This is a genomic window from Vibrio sp. MOR3 (genome assembly GCF_001557775.1).
Lineage (GTDB): Bacteria > Pseudomonadota > Gammaproteobacteria > Enterobacterales > Vibrionaceae > Vibrio > Vibrio jasicida.
Window position 1 is genome coordinate 274,071 of record NZ_LNRD01000004.1, and the last position, 18,542, is coordinate 292,612.

At 44.0% G+C, this 18,542-nt stretch carries 17 protein-coding genes; 11 read left to right on the forward strand and 6 right to left on the reverse strand.

The genetic code is table 11. The features are described from left to right. The first annotated feature begins 199 nt into the window (after positions 1–199). The 3 genes from gltS (ATB76_RS10985) (at position 200) to ATB76_RS10995 (ending at position 3,138) form a co-directional block, all read left to right on the forward strand. Positions 200–1,435: a sodium/glutamate symporter gene (gltS, locus tag ATB76_RS10985; RefSeq protein WP_038869865.1), complete on the forward strand. Its 1,236-nt coding sequence runs from the start codon at positions 200–202 to the stop codon at positions 1,433–1,435. 285 nt (positions 1,436–1,720) lie between these two features. After that, the gene (locus tag ATB76_RS10990; RefSeq protein ID WP_061035188.1) at positions 1,721–2,491 is read left to right on the forward strand and encodes an SDR family oxidoreductase; all 771 of its coding nucleotides are present in this window, start codon (positions 1,721–1,723) and stop codon (positions 2,489–2,491) included. Between the two features lie 101 nt (positions 2,492–2,592). Then, entirely contained in the window at positions 2,593–3,138 is a 546-nt protein-coding gene (locus tag ATB76_RS10995) for an OsmC family protein (RefSeq protein WP_038869862.1), read from the forward strand. A 94-nt stretch (positions 3,139–3,232) separates the two neighbouring features. On the opposite strand, the gene ATB76_RS11000 is transcribed toward ATB76_RS10995, so the two are convergent. Further along, positions 3,233–3,760 carry an RNA methyltransferase gene (locus tag ATB76_RS11000; RefSeq protein ID WP_061035189.1) on the reverse strand — a complete coding sequence of 176 codons (528 nt, stop codon included), beginning with the start codon at positions 3,758–3,760 and terminating at the stop codon, positions 3,233–3,235. Between the two features lie 219 nt (positions 3,761–3,979). Beyond that, positions 3,980–5,077 carry an FAD-dependent oxidoreductase gene (locus ATB76_RS11005; RefSeq protein ID WP_061035190.1) on the reverse strand — a complete coding sequence of 366 codons (1,098 nt, stop codon included), beginning with the start codon at positions 5,075–5,077 and terminating at the stop codon, positions 3,980–3,982. Between the two features lie 135 nt (positions 5,078–5,212). On the opposite strand from ATB76_RS11005, the gene ATB76_RS11010 reads away from it, so the two are divergent. Both ATB76_RS11010 and ATB76_RS11015 read left to right on the forward strand, forming a co-directional pair. Beyond that, positions 5,213–5,782 carry a TetR/AcrR family transcriptional regulator gene (locus ATB76_RS11010; protein ID WP_061035191.1) on the forward strand — a complete coding sequence of 190 codons (570 nt, stop codon included), beginning with the start codon at positions 5,213–5,215 and terminating at the stop codon, positions 5,780–5,782. 75 nt (positions 5,783–5,857) lie between these two features. After that, positions 5,858–7,219, forward strand: coding sequence for a tetratricopeptide repeat protein (locus ATB76_RS11015; RefSeq protein ID WP_061035192.1), 1,362 nt, complete (start codon positions 5,858–5,860; stop codon positions 7,217–7,219). 96 nt (positions 7,220–7,315) lie between these two features. Here ATB76_RS11015 and ATB76_RS11020 read toward each other — a convergent pair whose 3' ends face one another. Genes ATB76_RS11020 through ATB76_RS11030 form a run of 3 tightly spaced genes read right to left on the reverse strand, consistent with a single transcriptional unit; the run spans position 7,316 to position 9,371 of the window. Then, positions 7,316–8,146 (reverse strand): hypothetical protein, encoded by an 831-nt coding sequence (locus ATB76_RS11020; protein ID WP_061035193.1) that lies wholly within the window; start codon positions 8,144–8,146, stop codon positions 7,316–7,318. Further along, positions 8,146–9,003 (reverse strand): ABC transporter ATP-binding protein, encoded by an 858-nt coding sequence (locus ATB76_RS11025; protein WP_061035194.1) that lies wholly within the window; start codon positions 9,001–9,003, stop codon positions 8,146–8,148. Before ATB76_RS11025 ends, ATB76_RS11020 begins: the two co-directional genes overlap by 1 nt. Continuing rightward, a complete protein-coding gene (locus ATB76_RS11030; RefSeq protein ID WP_005428840.1) occupies positions 9,000–9,371 on the reverse strand; it encodes a GntR family transcriptional regulator in 372 nt (123 codons plus the stop codon). Before ATB76_RS11030 ends, ATB76_RS11025 begins: the two co-directional genes overlap by 4 nt. Before the next feature lie 448 nt (positions 9,372–9,819). Here ATB76_RS11030 and gltS (ATB76_RS11035) point away from each other — a divergent pair, with 448 nt between their 5' ends. Together gltS (ATB76_RS11035) and ATB76_RS11040 are read left to right on the forward strand one after the other, a co-directional pair. Beyond that, positions 9,820–11,046, forward strand: coding sequence for a sodium/glutamate symporter (gene gltS, locus ATB76_RS11035; protein WP_061035195.1), 1,227 nt, complete (start codon positions 9,820–9,822; stop codon positions 11,044–11,046). Positions 11,047–11,289: 243 nt separating this feature from the next. After that, positions 11,290–12,045, forward strand: a complete 756-nt coding sequence (locus tag ATB76_RS11040) for a hypothetical protein (protein ID WP_061035196.1) — start codon at positions 11,290–11,292, stop codon at positions 12,043–12,045. 51 nt (positions 12,046–12,096) lie between these two features. Here the strand turns inward: ATB76_RS11040 and ATB76_RS11045 are convergent, their stop codons facing one another. Next, complete coding sequence (locus ATB76_RS11045) at positions 12,097–12,873, reverse strand: hypothetical protein (protein WP_038880092.1); 777 nt, start codon at positions 12,871–12,873, stop codon at positions 12,097–12,099. A gap of 660 nt (positions 12,874–13,533) precedes the next feature. Here ATB76_RS11045 and ATB76_RS11055 point away from each other — a divergent pair. From ATB76_RS11055 to ATB76_RS11070, 4 genes are all read left to right on the forward strand, one after another. Continuing rightward, positions 13,534–14,226, forward strand: coding sequence for an AraC family transcriptional regulator (locus tag ATB76_RS11055; protein WP_227741140.1), 693 nt, complete (start codon positions 13,534–13,536; stop codon positions 14,224–14,226). 604 nt (positions 14,227–14,830) lie between these two features. Further along, positions 14,831–16,276, forward strand: a complete 1,446-nt coding sequence (locus ATB76_RS11060; protein WP_017189782.1) for a TrkH family potassium uptake protein — start codon at positions 14,831–14,833, stop codon at positions 16,274–16,276. A 72-nt stretch (positions 16,277–16,348) separates the two neighbouring features. Then, positions 16,349–17,449 (forward strand): hypothetical protein, encoded by a 1,101-nt coding sequence (locus ATB76_RS11065; protein ID WP_231570848.1) that lies wholly within the window; start codon positions 16,349–16,351, stop codon positions 17,447–17,449. Between the two features lie 219 nt (positions 17,450–17,668). Then, positions 17,669–18,502 carry an AraC family transcriptional regulator gene (locus ATB76_RS11070; RefSeq protein ID WP_061035197.1) on the forward strand — a complete coding sequence of 278 codons (834 nt, stop codon included), beginning with the start codon at positions 17,669–17,671 and terminating at the stop codon, positions 18,500–18,502. Positions 18,503–18,542: the final 40 nt, after the last annotated feature.

The window sequence follows — 18,542 nt, forward strand, 5'->3', positions numbered from 1 at the left end:
TTTTACATTTTAGGGCTTGCGAATAGCGCATAAATCAGAACATCGCTTAACGACCGTCCCTTAAACTAGCCTAAGGCGCATTTAACACAACCTTTTGAGTATTTTCGAAAAAATATAGCGAGAAAATTTGCTATTGAGCGAAGGTTAAACTAACACTCAATCATTACGGAGGATGAAGAGAACAATAATAAGAGGCGATATGAATCATTTGATATCTGTAGGTGCACTGGAGTCCTTTTTGGTTGCGATCAGTGTGCTTTTTTTGGGGCATTTCATTAATGCTAAGCTACCGATCTTAAAGAAATTCAACATACCTGAGCCGATTGTAGGGGGCTTGATAGTCGCCTGCGCCATTACTGCTCTTCATTTCAACGGTATCGATCTGGAATTCGATTTGCCGTTGCAGAACACATTTATGCTGATGTTCTTTGCTACTGTTGGTTTAGCAGCAAACTACACTCAGTTGATGAAAGGGGGCGCGAAGGTCTTTATCTTCTTAGCGGTCGCGTCGTTCTACATCATCATACAAAACGGTGTCGGTGTTTCATTAGCGGCGGCATTGGGTTTAGATCCGCTGATGGGGCTTATCGCAGGTTCGATTACTCTTTCAGGTGGCCACGGCACAGGAGCGGCATGGTCACAAACGTTCCAAGACGTGTATGGATTAAATAACGTGTTGGAAATCGCGATGGCGTCAGCAACATTCGGTTTGATCATCGGTGGTATCATCGGTAGTCCGGTTGCTCAGCGATTGATCGAAAAGAACAAGATCGAATCTGAGTATGGTCCTGGGGGCAGAGATGCCAAAACCCACGAAAAATTCCCAGAATTGGTGACGTACAACGAATACGAAGAAGACAAAGTAACCGCGAAAAAAGTGGTTGAGAAATTATTCTTCCTATTGATCTGTGTGACAGGCGCTAAGTACGTAGAGCAATGGGTGAGCACTTACGATATTCAATGGCTGATGATTCCAGACTTCGTCTACGCATTGTTCATTGGTGTGATCATCACTAACTTCTTGGAAGTAACTAAAGTCCGTAAGTTAGATACAGAAACGGTCGATATGCTAGGTACGGTATCGTTGTCTCTGTTCTTGGCAATGGCATTGATGAGCCTGAAACTGTGGAACATTTTCGACCTAGCGATCCCATTCTTGGTGATTCTGGGCGTGCAGTCGGTGATTCTGGCTATCTTTACCTACTACGTAACGTTCAAGGTGATGGGTAGTAACTATGATGCAGCGGTTATCTCTGGTGGTCACTGTGGTTTTGGTTTGGGGGCAACCCCAACAGCGGTAATGAACATGGGTTCTATCGTTAACCGCTTTGGTCCGTCGCCACAAGCTTTCATGGTTGTACCGATTGTTGGTGCCTTCTTCATCGACATCGTTAACTTGATCATTCTGCAAGGCTACATTTCGTTCCTTGGCTAGATTGATAAAAAATACTTATAGAGGCCACAGTTTATCTGTGGCTTTTTTTTTTATTTATTGATGATGTGAACGGGTAGAATAAAAAGTATTACAAATAAGTGCTTGAATAATAAGGAAATAACCAAATATACCTATTGGTAGGTAGATAAAGTTATTGACGTGAAAATAATATGATCTTAGAGTAACAACCACTGACGAGGAGCTGGTTCCCAAACCACCTCCTTTTTTAATAAAAACACCACCTACTTACTAGTAGGTAGGTTAATGAGAGAAAGGAAACGTATTATGTTCAACACATCTTCAATTGCACTTATCGTAGGCGGCTCATCAGGTATGGGTAAAGCGACAGCAGAGCGACTTCTTAAAGCTGGTGTATCCGTCATGATTCTTTCGCACGATAAAAACAACCTTGCTGAAGCAAAGCAGGATTTAGAAAGTGTGACCAAAGGCCAGGTAGAAACCGCTCAAGTTGATCTGTATGACCCAAGTGCAGTGAAAAGCTTTATCGAACAATTGAATGCTGAAAAACGTCATATTGGTTACTTGGTTAATGCTGCTGGCTTCTTCAAACCGGTTGATTTCCTTGACCACTCAGAGCGTGATTACGACCTACAACTAGACATGAACCGCGCGTTTTTCTTCATCACTCAGGCTGTGGCGAAAAACATGAAAGAGCACGGCAGCGGTGCGATCGTAAATATCGGTTCTATGTGGGCTCACCAAGCAATTAAAGCAACGCCATCATCAGCGTACTCAATGCAAAAAGCGGGTCTTCATGCTCTGACGAAAAACCTAGCAATTGAACTTGGTGATCACGGCGTACGCGTAAATGCTGTAGCACCAGCTGTTGTGATGTCGACGATTTACAAGTCATTTATCGCGGAAGAAGAAATCGAATCAGCACTGCAAGGCTTCAATGATTTCCACCCGATTGGCCGTATCGGTTCAACAGAAGATGTGGCAGACGCGATTGAGTACTTACTGTCAGACAAATCGTCTTGGGTAACTGGCACAGTGCTTAATGTCGACGGCGGTGTAATGGCTGGCCGTAACTAACATCACTAAACGTGCGAATTGGGGCCTTTCACTCCATCCCTAAAGGCCCCAATTAAAAATTCAGTAGTAAACACGACATCAAATAATAACAAGGACATATCATGGATAACTCACCACTAAACGGCATTAAACTCGATGACCTAGCGGCTTACACTCAAGTGATCACTGAAGACGCAACGCAGGCGATCTCTGAATACGGCATTGTTGCTGAATGGAAAGGCGGCGTTCACAGTGAAATCCGTACTTTGAATCAAAAGGTTGGCGGAAAAGAAATCGTCAAAGACTTCAGCTTTGAAGTTGGTGAGCCAGAAGAGCTATTGGGCAACAATGCATACCCAACACCTCAAGATTACCTATTGGGCGGCATGGCTGGTTGCATGATGGTGGGTTTTGTTGCGGGCGCAAGTGCTCGTGGTATCAAGCTAGACGCTGTGAAGTTAACCATCAAGGGCGCTCTGGATTTACGTGGCTTCCTAAATGTGAGTGAAGAAGCGCCAGTTGGCTTTGATGAAATCCAATTTCAATTTGAAGTAAAAGGTGAGGGGACTCAGGCTGATTATGACGAAGTCATTGCGAGCGTACAGCAGTTCTCTCCAAACTATCGCACCATTAGCGATGCGGTCAAAGTTTCAGCCATCGTTGCATAACTAAAATATTAATCAAAATCACGCACACTTTTTCACTGCTTTGAGCCTATATTTCGATATAGGCTCTTTTTTATTAAGCAGTACCGAGTACAAATTATTGCGCTGATACGCAGTCTTTGACCTTCAATCGATTTTTGTTGTCTCGGTTGGTAATCACTTGTTGATGGTCGTCAATCGTGCCCAGATTTTTCGCCAAACGATCATACAAGACAACATTGACCGTTGCCGCCAAGTTCATGCAGCCATTGGTGGGAACATACACTACGTGGTCAGCCTTATCGATAACCTCTTGCGGCAGTGAGCCATCTTCTGGGCCAAAGACATACACCGCGTTTTCTGGGTGAGTAAAAAGAGGCAACGCCGTAGCGCCAACTGCCAACTCAACACACACCACTTTCACGTCTTCAGCAAGGTGAGCGGTGAGATCGTCCATTTCGATCAAATTGATACGTTCGTGCATGTTCTTCGTGTCGGTTCGGAATTTTACCGCACGATTATAGCGAGTACCGTTATAACGAACTTGTGTGGCGTCATAACAACCTGCTGCGCGCATTACCGCTCCCACATTGGTTGGATCTTTCGGGTTATACAGTCCAAGAATGACCGTTGACTGTGCTGTCATTACTGTTGTTCTACTTAATGGTTTCAAGATAAGAGCTTGATGCTCGTTGATCGTGGGATTATGGACTTAACCCGCCAGAAGTACTATCACAATATTTTTTAGAAGTAGAAGTAGAAGTAGAAGTAGAAGTAGAAGTAGAAGTAGAAGTAGAAGTAGAACTAAGGGACGAGTGGGTTACGGGGAGCAACAACCTCCCCATAAATGAATGGATAGAGCAATTTAACGAGCGGCAAGCTTTTCGATAACACTCTCTGCTGCTTCTAATGCGCCCTCAATAAATCCACCGAACTCTTGTGCTGATTCTGTTCCCGCAAAGTACATGCCCTGTTGGCTTAATTGCTCCAGTGATGCGTTGAGTCCATAACGCGGGTGATGAGTTGGCATGGTGTGATCCTTTTCAACCGCCGTGTATGCCTCTTTCGACCAGTCGAGCAGTTTTACTTCAGTGACGTTATACGCCTCGGGGCCAAAGAGTCTCGCTAGTTGCTCAACTGCCATGGTTTTCAATTCAGTGGCGCCTAGCTGTGCGCGATCTTGAGCATCGTAACCGATAAAACCGAACAGGGCGGCATGACCATTTTCAGCACTGGCGTCATGAATTTCCACTAATGGGCCAACTTGGCTGTTTGCGTAACCGGACAATCCGTTTGCACGCCAGAAAGGTCGGTCATAAATGGCGAAGAATTTCGCGTGAGCGGCCATCCATGTGGGCGTTTTTTCCAGCGCATTTAACGCCGTTGTTGGAAGGGGGGGCGTCAAGCGGATGTTATTGGCAATCAAACGATGAGGGAGAGCGAAGATGATGTTCTCACTCTCTAAGGTCAGCCGCTCTGCTTGGTGGATAACATCGACGCTATATCCTTGGCTTTCAGTATGACTCACTGCGTGCACTTGATGCTCATATTTGATGTTTTCTGGGTTGAGTAACTTTGCTACTCCTGCTACCAATTGCGCCATGCCACCCGATACTCGCATGGATTGAGGAGAAGAAAAGAATTGATTCGATACTTGACGAATACCAGCCTGCCCGGCTTGTTCGATTAACATATCGCCAGTTTCATACTGTTCTACGATGGGAAGCGATAAGTTGTCGACAAGCCTCATGACGCGATGATTCATCTTGGGCCAAAACCAAGATGGGCCGAGGTCAAATTGGTCGTGTTGACTGTTTGCTGCCAAGCTCGCAGAAGAAAGAATTCGACCGCCGAGTCTGCTTCTCGCCTCAAGTAGCAAGTAGTTATACCCCGCTTTTTCTAGGTACGCTGCGGTGTAGAGACCGCTCAAACCGCCTCCGATAATAATAAAATCGTATTTCATTGTTTGCCTTTAATGCTAATTATCTACTGATAGGTAGGTTAAGCCTTTTTTGAAAAATAAACAATACCTACCAGTAGGTAGACAGGTTCGTGAGGGCATGCTATCTTTTGCAAAAATGTTTAAGGTGGAAGCCACATGAAAGAACTTAGCCCGACGGCTGCAAAGATTGCCGACCTTGCTGAAAGCTACATACAAAGCCGAGGTTTTAATGGTTTTAGCTTTCGCGACATCCAAAATGAGCTGGGTATTAAGACCGCGAGTATTCATTACCATTTTAAAACCAAGCAAGACTTGGCTGAAGCGGTGTTTGAACGCTATCTCGCAAATTACGAAGCGGCGTTAATTCAGATCGAGGGCCAACCAAGCAGTGCTGAGGAAAAAATTGAAGCGCTGGCTGATATTTTTATTGGCGTACGCGAGCAAGATAAGCTGTGTTTGTGTGGTATGTACGCTTCTGACTTTTACTCTTTGGCAGATGGCCTAGAAGGGCTGCTGTCGCGTTTTGTGCAAACGAATGAGCAATGGCTACAAAAAATCATTGATCAGGGTGTAGAGAACGGAGAGTTCGACTTACGAGTGGAATCAGCCCAAGTTGCAAGGCTAATCTTTGTTGCGCTGGAAGGCAGTATGTTACTTTCTCAGTTTAAAGATGCCGATTACATTCGCAGCGTGAAGGCGAGTTGTCTCGCACTCCTTAAACGCTAATATTATTCATAATACTGCCCGCGATAAGTGCGGGTATTATTTTAAATTTAATGGCTATCTACTAGTAGGTATGTAATGGTTAAAGACAAAAGAACGCTAGAGATGAACGGCATTGATGCTGCAGGCGCAGAACAATTTGAACGGATTCTCGAAGATACGTTGACCTTTCTTCCCAGTGCAATGAGCGATCTCGATCAACTGCTACTGCTCTATCCGGACTTTATGATGGGATGGATTTTTAAGGCGTACAGCCATGCGAGTGATGGGCGTCGTTCTACTTTACCCATCGTGGCTAAAATGGTTACGCAGTTGGATCAGTTCGCGCAATCGGCCACCAAGCGTGAAGCGCTGCACATGCATGCGTTGAAACAATGGAGCCAAAGCAATCTGAAGGGGGCTCTGGATACATGGCAACATATTCTGAGTCTTTGGCCTTTGGATATCATTGCCTATCGCCAATTTACGGGGCAAACATTTTGGTTTGGCCAAAAGCAACGGGCACTGCACGTTTCTTTGCAAGTCTTACCCTATTGGGATGAGCAGACGCCAGGATATTGGATGTTTGCCGCCGCTCATGCCTTTGCACTCGAAGAGGCGGGGGAATATGAATTGGCAGAGGCGTTTGCGCGCCAGACGTTAGGGTTGAACCACCAAGACCTAATCGCCAAGCATACGATGGCTCATATTTTTGAGATGCAAGGCGAGGCGAAAGAGGGCATTGAGTTCTTACAAGGTCATACGAATACGTTTTCAAATCACAATGCGTTTCGCGGCCATCTTTGGTGGCACCTTGCGTTGTTCCATCTTGAGCAAGGCAATATTGATGGCGCCTTGGTTTTGTTTGATCAGTACATCTACCCTGCAGAGTCTTCGATATACCTTGATATCCAAAACGCAGCTTCGTTATTGGCTCGCTTGGAGTTCATGGGAGCTGATGTTGGAGAGCGTTGGCATCGATTGAGTGCCGGAGCACTAGAGATTTCTGCCGACAGCACTATCATGTTTACTGAAATTCACAATGCCATGGTGTTAGCGAAAACCGATCATCATGACCAGTTAGATGCCAATATAACGCAAATTATCAGTTCGCCACTACAAACTCAGGAAGTGGAGTTTATGACAGGCAGCAAGTTGATGCAGGCCATCAAGGCGTACCACAGTTCGAACTACCGTCATTGCATTGAGTTGATTAACCAGGTGAGAGATGTGCACAGCAAGCTGGGGGGAAGTCACGCGCAGCAAGACGTCATTTCACAATACCTGCTGATGGCCCATGCGCATATACAACAGTGGGATCAAGTGGCGTGCCTGTTGAAAAACCGCTATATCGCAAGAGTACAAGCGCTGCCAGCAGAGCGGATACAGCGAAAGTTGGCTCAGTTCGATGAAGTGAAAAACATCGACGCTCTGCTGCCTAGCTTAGTCAAAGTGGTTTAGCGCAAATGCTGCTAGGGTGCGTAAATAAAATGGGCGCGGAAATAAAAAAGCGAGGACAGTACCTCGCTTTTGATGGGTTTATTTTGCCTGTGTTTGCTAGTTCACGGTGCGGCTGAATTTGATGCTCGCTGTCCAAGCAAGCACACCGATGAACGCATAAATACCGACATTCATCCAACCTGCATCTGGAATTGCGCTGAACGGATTCGGTGCAAGAATCGCGTGCAATGGTAGATAGAAAATAGCAGAGAAGAAGTCATCCAGACCATAGAAGTTGAACATCGCAATCGGCATCCAACGAAGTGCGTAAATACCAATCAAGATCACCAACAGGGGTGAGTTCACTTTCTGTGAGATTGCCATTGCGGTTAGTGCGAGCGGCAATAACAACACGCCAGCCACTACCATTCGAAGCAAAAATTCAATCCAGTTCAGCAGCACGAAACCCAATGATGCTTGGCGATACAACAACGCCAACTGGTGGTCAGTTGAAACATTCAACATCCACAGCATAAAGTCGGCAGCGAAAACCAATACCGAGCACACCAATGGAATCACCAATAAACCAAACACCAGCTTCACCAGATGGGTTTTTACGTCACTGACAGGCATACTGCGCCAAAACATGATACTGCCCTCTGAGCGCTCTTTACGCAGCGTTCTCGGGAAGTATTGAGTGCCAAGCAGGATAGACAACAAACCAATTCCGCCGGTGATCAGCATGTTGACTTCATCGCCGAGTTCTTTGTGGATGTCACTGACATCACCGCCAAAGCTCATTTGGAAGAACATATTGTGTTGCAGTGTCGAGCTACTCATCAAGCTGACAAACAGCAGCACGCCACAGGCAAACATAAATAACGGCACGCGTGTAACCAATGGGTTCTCTAGCCATTCTTTACGCAACATCGCGATAATCGATTTCATTATGCTGCCTCCTTCTGCAATGCCAAGAACAGATCCGCAAGCTTGACGCCATACACATTACCCAGACCTGCAACTTGTTCTGCGTATTGTGATGACAACAACCATTTAGTCGTGCCTAAGCCCTTTTGCGATGACAGTGGTTTCAGCGATTCGATTTGTGCGCGATGCTCATCACTGGCATCGAGTATGAAGTAATCTTCGCTGATGCTGTCCATTGAGGTTTGCAGAACAGGTCGACCGTGTTTAAGAATTAGCACGTCCGTCAGTAGGTGTTCGATTTCCGATACTTCATGGCTCGCTATGATCAGCACACGCTCGCCATCGTGGAACCATTCCAGCAAATGACGGTAGAAGGTATCGCGATAAACCAAATCTAAGCCAAGCGTTGGCTCGTCCAGAATCAGAATCTGTGTATTGGTCGCGATGACAACGGCCAAGTGCAATTGCACCTTCATGCCTTTGGATAGGGATTTGATGCGTGCGCGCGGCTTGATGTCGGTTTGACGAAGCATGGCATCGGCTTTGCTGCGATTGAAGCCTGGGTGTACGCCCTCGGTGTAATCGAGCAGCTGAGCAACCGTCATCCAGTTTGGCAGAACGTTCACATCCGAGATGTAAGACAAGCTCTGCATGATTTTGTCGCGTTGCATGATTGGCTCAAAGCCGTTGATGCGAATGGTGCCCTGATATTCGTGTGCACCGAGTAGGGCGTTAATGAGAGTCGATTTACCCGCACCGTTATGACCTAACAAGCCAAGCACCTGACCCGCTTGTAGATCAAAGCTCACGTCATGCAGCGCTTCACCCTGCTGACGATATTGCTTGGAGACGTGTTTTACACTGACTAATGCGCTCATTGGTCACCTTCAATATGTGTTTGGATTTGTTGGATAAATTCATCAAGAGACATATCCAGACGTTGTAGTGTGTCGGCGATCTGCGGAATTTGTTGTTCAAGGAAACGGGCTTTTTCATCAGCAAGCAGCTGTTTTTTTGCTCCTTGGGCGACAAACATGCCTTGCCCACGTTTCTTCTCAACCAATCCTTCATCAACCAATAACTGATAGCCTTTCATGACCGTCAGGTGGTTGATCTTCATATCCGCAGAGACACTGCGTACCGAAGGCAAAGCTTCGCCCTCTTGCCAGATGCCTTGCAAAATTTGCTGGGTGATCTGGTCAGCCAACTGACGGAAAATCGGTTGGCGATCATGCCAATGCGTCATGATTGGTTTCCTTGGCTGAGTTGGTGTTATATATATGTATAACACCTTGACGGTGGGATAGAAAGCGCCAATCTTCTTGCGCTGTTTTCTCAATCACTTTTGTTGATGAAAATTCGACAAAGTTTACACCAGAGTTTCACGCAAAATTTGCACGCAATCGCATACGTTTTTGCCTTCAAAAACCGGTAAAAAATTGTTCACTTCTCATAAGTTGAGAAGTGCCAAAAAAACGAGAAAATTGCGCTACAAAACTTGGTGAAAAAGTGTGTTTTTTCACTGAGTGAGAATTGGGGGAATATTCGAGTTGTTGCTTTCTTATTTAATGAGAATTTAGTGGGTTTGGACCCTAGAAAACCACACGTTCAGTAGGCACTCTGACCTGCCTAAATACCGCTCAGCCGGCGAGTTGTTACTCAAAGGATGAGAAAAAAGGAGGCAAAGAGGTTTTATGAATCAGGTCATTTCTGTCGGTCCACAAGAGTCGTTTCTCGTCGCTATTTGTGTGTTGTTCTTGGGACAATTCGTTAACGCTAAATTACCGATCTTAAAGAAATTCAATATTCCCGAGCCAATCGTGGGTGGTTTGATTGTCGCATGTGCGATCACCGCGATGCACTTCAATGGCGTGGATTTAGTTTTCGATTTACCGCTGCAAAACACTTTCATGTTGATGTTTTTCGCCACCGTTGGCTTAGCGGCGAACTACTCCCAGTTGATCAAAGGCGGCGCTAAGGTGTTTATCTTCTTAGCCGTGGCATCGGTGTACATTCTTATCCAAAACGCGGTCGGTGTCTCTTTGGCAACCGCGCTCGGCTTAGACCCGCTAATGGGCTTGATTGCCGGTTCTATAACACTATCGGGCGGTCACGGTACGGGCGCAGCATGGTCGCAAACCTTCCAAGACATGTACGGCTTGCACAACGTTTTAGAAGTGGCAATGGCATCCGCTACCTTTGGTTTGGTGATTGGTGGCATCATCGGCAGCCCAGTAGCGCAGCGCTTAATTGATAAGCACAACCTTGAATCTGAATACGGGCGCACCAACCAGACTCACGAGCGTTTCCCTGAATTGGTGACTTACAACGAGCACGAAGAAGACCGCGTGACGGCGAAGAAAGTGGTCGAGAGCTTGTCGATCATCCTGCTGTGTGTCACTGGTGCTGGCTACTTAGAAGGTTGGGTGAGCAGCTTTGGCATCAAATGGTTGATGATTCCGGACTTTGTTTACGCGCTGTTTATTGGTGTGGTGATCACCAACATCATGGAAGTGACCAAACTTCGCAAAGTGGATGTCGAGACGGTTGATATTCTTGGTACGGTTTCGCTGTCTTTGTTCCTAGCGATGGCGCTAATGAGCCTAAAACTGTGGAACATCTTTGATTTGGCAATCCCGTTCCTCATCATTTTGGCAGTGCAATCGGTGATTCTGGCGGTCTTCGCTTACTACGTAACGTTCCGTGTGATGGGCAGCAACTACGATGCAGCAGTCATCGCAAGTGGTCACTGTGGCTTTGGTCTGGGCGCAACCCCAACCGCAGTCATGAACATGGGCTCCATCGTTAATCGCTTCGGTCCATCACCACAAGCCTTTATGGTGGTGCCTATCGTTGGCGCATTCTTTATCGACATCGTTAACCTAGTGATTCTGCAAGGCTGTATTTCATTTATTAAGTAACCAGCCGTGCTCCACAAAACAAAGCCAGTCCCGAGAGACTGGCTTTTTTGATCTGACGTACTTCTTCTCTTGAATGAGTTGTGGTGCAAGGCTTCTCTCCTTTAGATTCTCAAGCAAGTTACAGTGAAAAACCGTCAACTTCCGGTATGAGACCCAAATAAAAAACGAACGTGCTAGGGTGCAGAGTCACCATTAAGTTTGTTTGTTAAGGATATCAACCTCTTGTAGGTCTTTAGGAGATTTATGGGCCTCTTAAAACGTATTTTGGGACACTCGTGCGAGAACACGCATTACCAAGTCAACCGTGTCCAATCACACTATGTTTCTATACCTTGTGAAGCTTATTGTAAAACGACGGATGCTTGTCTGATTCACCTCTACAGGGATAAACATCAACGTTTGGCAGATCGCTTCATCAACCGTTCTACTTTTTATTACTCGGATCAGGAAGATCCCAATGAGCTTGTGACTTTATTGGACCTTGCTTGGCGTGGTTTATGCCCGAAGGCTAAAGTGCCAGCGGTGAGAAAGGCCATCTGTGAAAAGCAGCAGGAAGCACTTGAGAGCCTCCAAGGTATGGACAGCTACATCTTGCTGGTCGGTTCATGGTTGGGTGTGGAAGTCAGTAATTTCAAACGCAATGTGCAAACCAAGCATCAAGAAATGATAGAAGATTGCTTGTTGATATTTGGCGAGGAAGCGGAGGCGTTCCCTATTACGGAGGAATATGGCAGTGAGCTGTATTTTTATAAGTACCAACTGCTGCTAGACATTACGATTAGGGCAAATGAACTTAACGTAAAAAACGTCGTCGCTCGGTGTACTTTCCGCTGGTTTGACACGATATTAGCGGGCATTTTTCTGGGGAGTTTGGATCGAGAGGTGATTGAGGAAATCCTTGATATGCACAATTACCATCAGAACGTGCTTAATCAGATTTTTGAGCTGGCGGGAATCGGTTCACTAGAGCAATTTCTTTTAAACGTAAAGCTGGCGTAGATGCATGATAAGCGTATCAACCAAAGGTGTGGTGATACGCTTTCACAAGTTTTAGCCTTTTCGATGCAATTTCTCATAGGTTGCAAAGCTAAAAGCGCAAGCTGAGGAGATCAGATCTTGCTTTATGATGGTGACGGCATTGGCATCAGTGTTGGCGTAGTGCTTAGTAAAATGGACTTCTAGCGTACCCTTGTCTCGATACCCACTCATTACCGGCTTTATCGATATCTCTTGGTTGAGTCCTTCCGCTTCGTTGGGCTCGCCTAAGCTGAGTACTTTCCCCACATATAACCTTCTATCCGACAGTGTCAGCATGACCATTTTGTCCCCTTTTTCTAACGCAGACTTAAAGAGAAAGTCATCCAGTGAGCTGTCGGAAAAGACTCTCGCATTAAGCCGTTCTTTTGGGCTTAACGTCATGTAGCGAACGCAATATTTGATGTAGGCGAGTAGAGACCAGAACACAGGCACAAGCAACATCGAAAACGTAATCATGGTTACCCAGGTGAGATTGATTACCTCTTGATTGGTAAAGGCATCCAGTTCATAGAGTAGGTTCGATGTGAACTCATAAGGCGTCTGTGCAAATAATGCGTCAGGCAACCATTTTATCGGAGCGACATGTGTGATGGCTGTGAAAAAATACGCGTGGCGATTAACGATCAAGACTAAGCCTAAGGCGATAAACAAACACATCATGCCTAAGTTTGCGCTTTTTAAATACAGGTACTGCCCTTCATAACGGTGTACCTTGTATCGATAGAACGGATGGATATGACAAACCAAAAAACCACTTACCAAGATTGGTAAGATTAGCAACAAAAACAACTATTTCTCCTCAACGAGTAACCGAGCTCTTTCATAAATATTGTTCGTCATTAGGTCTTGATGAACCTCTTTGGCAGATATAAACACGGTCCCCCTGCCAACGACTTTTAATGATGTGTAAGAATGATTGATCTTTCTTGAAAGGTGTCGCTCTTCCTTCGTTCCCCAAAGTCCGAAAGTAAAAAATCGAATAATTCGCTCCATAATTCCTTCGATAAATGTGGTATGTCATCAGATGATTTAAAAAATATAAACAGAAACCCAGATAGTGTACCAACCTAGCTGTGTTATATCGAATAAGCGAATAACTAAGTGGTTGTTATTATAAGTTATTAAATAACAAGGGCAGGATTTTCTGTCTGTTTTCTATAATAAACAGCCGCTTATCATGTTAACTGCATTTTTTTACCAGAAAATACACCAATAAATACGAAATGTAGAAATACCATCATATTATTTTGAAAATATCTCATTGATTATGGCTCACGATGTTTTCAGTAGGAGGAGTGATACTCTCAGAAAAAAGCATCAGGTTATTCGCATATGTTTTTCCATCAAGTTCAATCAAAGAAAGTCACATTGAAGCCCTACCGTTCGAAAAGGAGCTTACTCGTTCGGATCTCCAATTACCAAGGGTTCATCGCCATCAACGGAAACGAAGTGCCATTGTTTAACAATAGCTTACTGGTTATCCCAGAAGGGGCGATGGTGGAGTGCGATCTGCTTAGGCAGGGGGATGAGAACTCATTTGAGGTAGTGACTCTCAACAAGACTGACATCAAAAAGATGAAGGTGAAGCTCGAAAAGCTTAATGACCTCATCTTAAACAAAAACAAGAATGAGTCATTTATTCTGTATAAGAGTAAAGAACTGTGCGAAATTTTTTACTCAAATAGACAACTTAATAATTGCCAAAAGCTGAAAAGCATTAAAAATATCGCATTGAAGCAGAGTATCTTTCACTTGGTATTACTGCTGTATAAAAAAGGTGTGGATGTCAGCATATTGTTTAACAGTGATTATCACATATCGTTGTCTTCTCGTTTAGCCAAGCTGTTTATGTCTGAACCAACGAAGAAGTGGACGTTAGACTTGGCGGCGAGTTGTATGTTTACCAGCCCTTCTACGTTACGTAGAAACCTCTCTAAGGAAGGAGGAGCCTTCTCGCACATTCTCAATGATGTAAGGTTAGGTATCTCCATCAACTACTTAACGTTCACTTCATACAACGTTTTAAAAATCAGTGAACTCAGTGGTTTCAATAGCTCGGCGTACTTTTGTACGATCTTTAAGAAGAAGTATGGTGTAACGCCTCAGGAGTTCAGAAAAAACTCCAAAGAAAACAATGTCTAAAGATGATGGTTATATGGTAGCTCAGCGTTAGTTTGAGAACTGAGACCTAAAAAAGTAGATGGCATGGGTTAGTAAATCTTTATCCATGGAAGATAGAGTATCGTCATTTTTCTTGAGCAGAATGTCGAGTGAATTGATGAGTCCATTGCTCATGATGGAGCTTAATGGCAAACAAAACTTCGAGAGATATAAATCAGTGGTGGTTTTGTATAACTTGACATAAACCGTTGTTAAACATGATGTAATTTTAATTTTTTCACTGCAATTGCTCAAGGGGGATGAAAAGTCTGTGTTTATATAGCAGTTACTCGACATCGAATAACTCGGTAATAGAGGGATCTTTTTAGGCAGAAACATAAAGTTATAAATATTAAGTCAGATTGTTTTTAGTCAGTTGTTTATCTCAATGTAACGAAACGATAAGAATAAGTCATTGCGCGATCTGCCTATTGTGTTTTGATGTTTCTCCCTAATAAATAGCATTATTTATATTTTTGCTCATATTATATCGGTCATTGATTTAACCTTATATATCAATTGAATTTAATTGGGAAAATTGAATAAATAATAAAGTTGTTGGTAAGAATAAATGAACTGATTTTTAATGATTAGCTATAAACCAGTGTTTCTCGTTTTGGGATTCCTGTTATCTAAACTCGCATTGTTTATGTATATCCCATTTTTGATGGCTGTAGTGACAGGGACTCAAGGGGCGTTAGATTTTGGTTTATCAGCAATCATTACCCATATCGGTGGATTAGTGTGCGTGGCGATTGGCGGGAAAACATCAATCGCTCTCAAGGTAAAAGATGCATTTTTGATCACCACGCTAGTCTGGGTTCTAGGCAGCGCGTTTGCGTCACTTCCCTTTGTGTTCATCAATGAAATCAGCTTCACCAACGCTTATTTTGAAACCATGTCTGGTATCACCACGACTGGGTCTACGGTTCTTGCTGGTCTTGATAACATGGCTCCCAGCATATTGCTTTGGCGTTCGCTGCTTCAGTGGTTTGGTGGCGTAGGGTTCATCGTGATGGCTATCGCTATTCTACCCATGATCAATGTTGGTGGGATGCGACTCTTCCAAACCGAATCCTCTGATTGGTCAACAAAAAGTGCACCTCGAATGAAGAGTGTTGCCAAGAGTATTCTGTCTGTTTATCTGCTGCTGACTTTTCTTTGTGTGATGAGCTACTTGCTATCTGGCATGACTGTATTTGATGCGATAAACCACGCACTGACCACTGTATCTACCGGAGGGTATTCAACGACCGATGCCTCCATGAACGGCTTCTCGCCAATGGCTCATTGGGTGGCGATCATCTTTATGTTTGCGGGTGGTATGCCATTCATTCAGTTTGTGGCAGCAATCAACCAAAAGAGTCTGTCGTGTTTAGTGAAAGACGCGCAAATCAGAGCCTATTTTAAGTTGGTGGTTGCGTTGAGTTTGGTTGTTGCTTGCTGGTTGGCATTGAAGCTCGATTACCCGTTTATCGACGCGATTCGTATTGCGACCTTTAATATCGTTACGGTGATGACCACCACGGGTTTTGCATTAGACGATTTCTCCAGTTGGGGGAGTTTACCAACCATTTTGTTTTGCTTCGTTCTGTTGATGGGTGCGTGCTCTGGCTCAACGTCAGGGGGCTTCAAAATCTTCCGAATTCAGATAGCGACCTCACTCCTTAAAAAGCAGGTTTTCCAACTGGTACACCCTTCTGGTGTCTTTACCTTGCGTTACAACAAAGCACGTTTGTCAGACAGTATTGTGCAAGGTGTAACGGCATTCGCTTTTGTTTATGCATTAACCATTATTTTTATCGCAATGTTATTGGCAATCATAGGCTTAGACCCTGTCACGAGCTTGTCCGGTGCCATTACTTCGGTGGCGAATGTCGGTCCTGGTCTAGGTTCCATTATTGGTCCTACTGGCAATTTCTCGACACTACCAGATGCAGCAAAGTGGATTTTGAGCCTCGGAATGCTGATGGGACGCTTGGAGATCCTAACCATTGTGGTCGTTTTGTCTCCTTGTTTCTGGCGTATTTAACCTCGCCGATTTTTCTAACACTCACTTTAAATGCTAGTGAGCTCTTCAGGTCTTTATTTTTAAATTATGATTATGAAATTGGTATTTTTTGCGAAAGAGATTCATCACTTTATCTTGCGTATTCATGCTGTGGATGGGAGAAAAAAGAAAGAAATTAGAACGTTAAGGCAAGGCTTATGTCGCACCCTACAGTTTGAAGGCGCGGGGTTTGAGCTCTATTCCTTGTTAGAACCAACACATGATATCTCCAAGGCTCAAGTGATACGTCTTGCTAAAGATAAACTGAAAATCTTAGTCCGAAAGTTCAAAAAAGAATTCGAGGAAAAAGAAAACGATGCCTTTGATGCTTTAGAGAACCAAGTTATTGGTTATTTATTTAACTCTGAGCAGAAGGTGAGCCTAAAAGAGCTTTCTCAAAACCTCTATATCAAGGGTGTTTATGACCAAGAGATGCTCGTTACCACCATGAGTCGGTTGGTAAAAAATAACAAGGTGAATGTGATCCACACGGCTCTGGGCAGTATGTATTACATTAATTATCGCAATAACTGGGTCTATGATGGTTCCAACCAATCCTACGTCCAATGTAAATGTCATTATCACTGTGCAACCTGCGAGCTGAACTTGGACTGTGCCTATCAGCCAAAACACAAAATCGTGCGTGAGTTCTATAAGTTGATTGATGCTGGCTTGGCTGTCGCTACGGGAAAGTTGGAGAAAGAGAGTGATAGCTTGCTTGGTGACACCATTCGCTTTTACTCGAGTATTAAAACACCGAGCGAGACAAGAATATCGGAAGGTGTGGATTACACCGTGATCAACTCAACGGATGATCAGTTCGTTGTCATTGATAACTTGGGCGACCCATATAACGTGTTATTGGAAGACTTAAATTGGTTTCGTATGGATTTGGGTAATCAATGTAAGAGCAAGCAAGAGGAGGTTGCCGTCAAAAGGCGATTTATCAGCAACTACGAGTCAAAGCGTAAGACCAGAAATTGCATTGTTCAGTGCTTGTCATCCATCGGCGACACTTCGGTATCGGTCGATACGTTAATGATAAAGCTAGGGTTGTTAAGACTGCCTATTGAAAAAGCGCTCACTCTGCTTGAAGAAGAAGGGGTGGTCAAAAGCCTAACTGAGGCTAACACCAAGAAGTACTTGCTATGCTAGTTGAGTTTCGTGCTTTTAGCGGAGCGGTCATCTTTTCCTATCAAATCACGCCATCTTCACGATGGCACTGCGACCAGTTTTCTATAAGGGTAGGGGAGTGATTTAGATTTGAAGTCATATAACTTCACTTATGGATTGATTACCTATACATGTCGCACAAAGAATCGACTATCTTGCTAGTATGCTTGACAGTATATAGATGTTAATTATTTGATAGCAATGTTTTTTCATAGTATTAATGCCAGCAATTTTAGACTACACAATTACAGAACTAAAAAGACCATATTTGTCAGAGTCTCAGGTTATCAAGGAGACATTACTATTAATGGTTCTCCCATTCAGGAGTTTAACAATAGCTTAATTATCATTCCAAAAAACTCGTTTATTCACGTTAATATATCAAAGTTAACTGAGCAGTCTGAATTAGACTTCATTAGCTTAAATGATTTTGATATTGGCTTTATTAAGCGAGACCTTTACGAGTTAAACAAGTTTATCTTTGATAAGAGGAATCGAAAATTGTGTCGTTCGAGTGATGGCGGAAATTTCTTAAAAGCTCATAACAAAGATTTTTGTGATGTCTTTTTAATGAATCGGGTCGTTGATGGGCACCGTTGTATGGGGCGGTTGAACAAAGCGCTGCTTAGACAGAGTGTGGTTGACCTTCTGATTCACCTACATCTGGAAAACAAAGACATCAATATCGTCTTAAACATGAAAACTGATCTGTCGGTTTCTGAGAGATTGTCCAATCTGCTTATGCGTGAACCGAGGAAGCATTGGACGCTTGAGGCGGCGGCTTTGTCTATGGCGACCAGCATTTCTACCTTGAGGAGAGGATTATCAGCAGAGCAGAAGTCTTTCTCTTGCATCCTCAACGAGGTGAGGCTCAATGTCGCGATTCGGTATCTGAAGTTTAGTAACTTCAGCATATTGAAGATAAGCAACCTGAGTGGATTTAAGAGCTCCGCCTATTTCTGCACTGTGTTTAAAAAAAATAAACTTACCACACCTCAGCAGTTCAGAAGCCGCTTCAGAAAATCCATTATTTAAGTTTATTGGTTTCCGGTAATTCACTCTTATCTCATCGTTT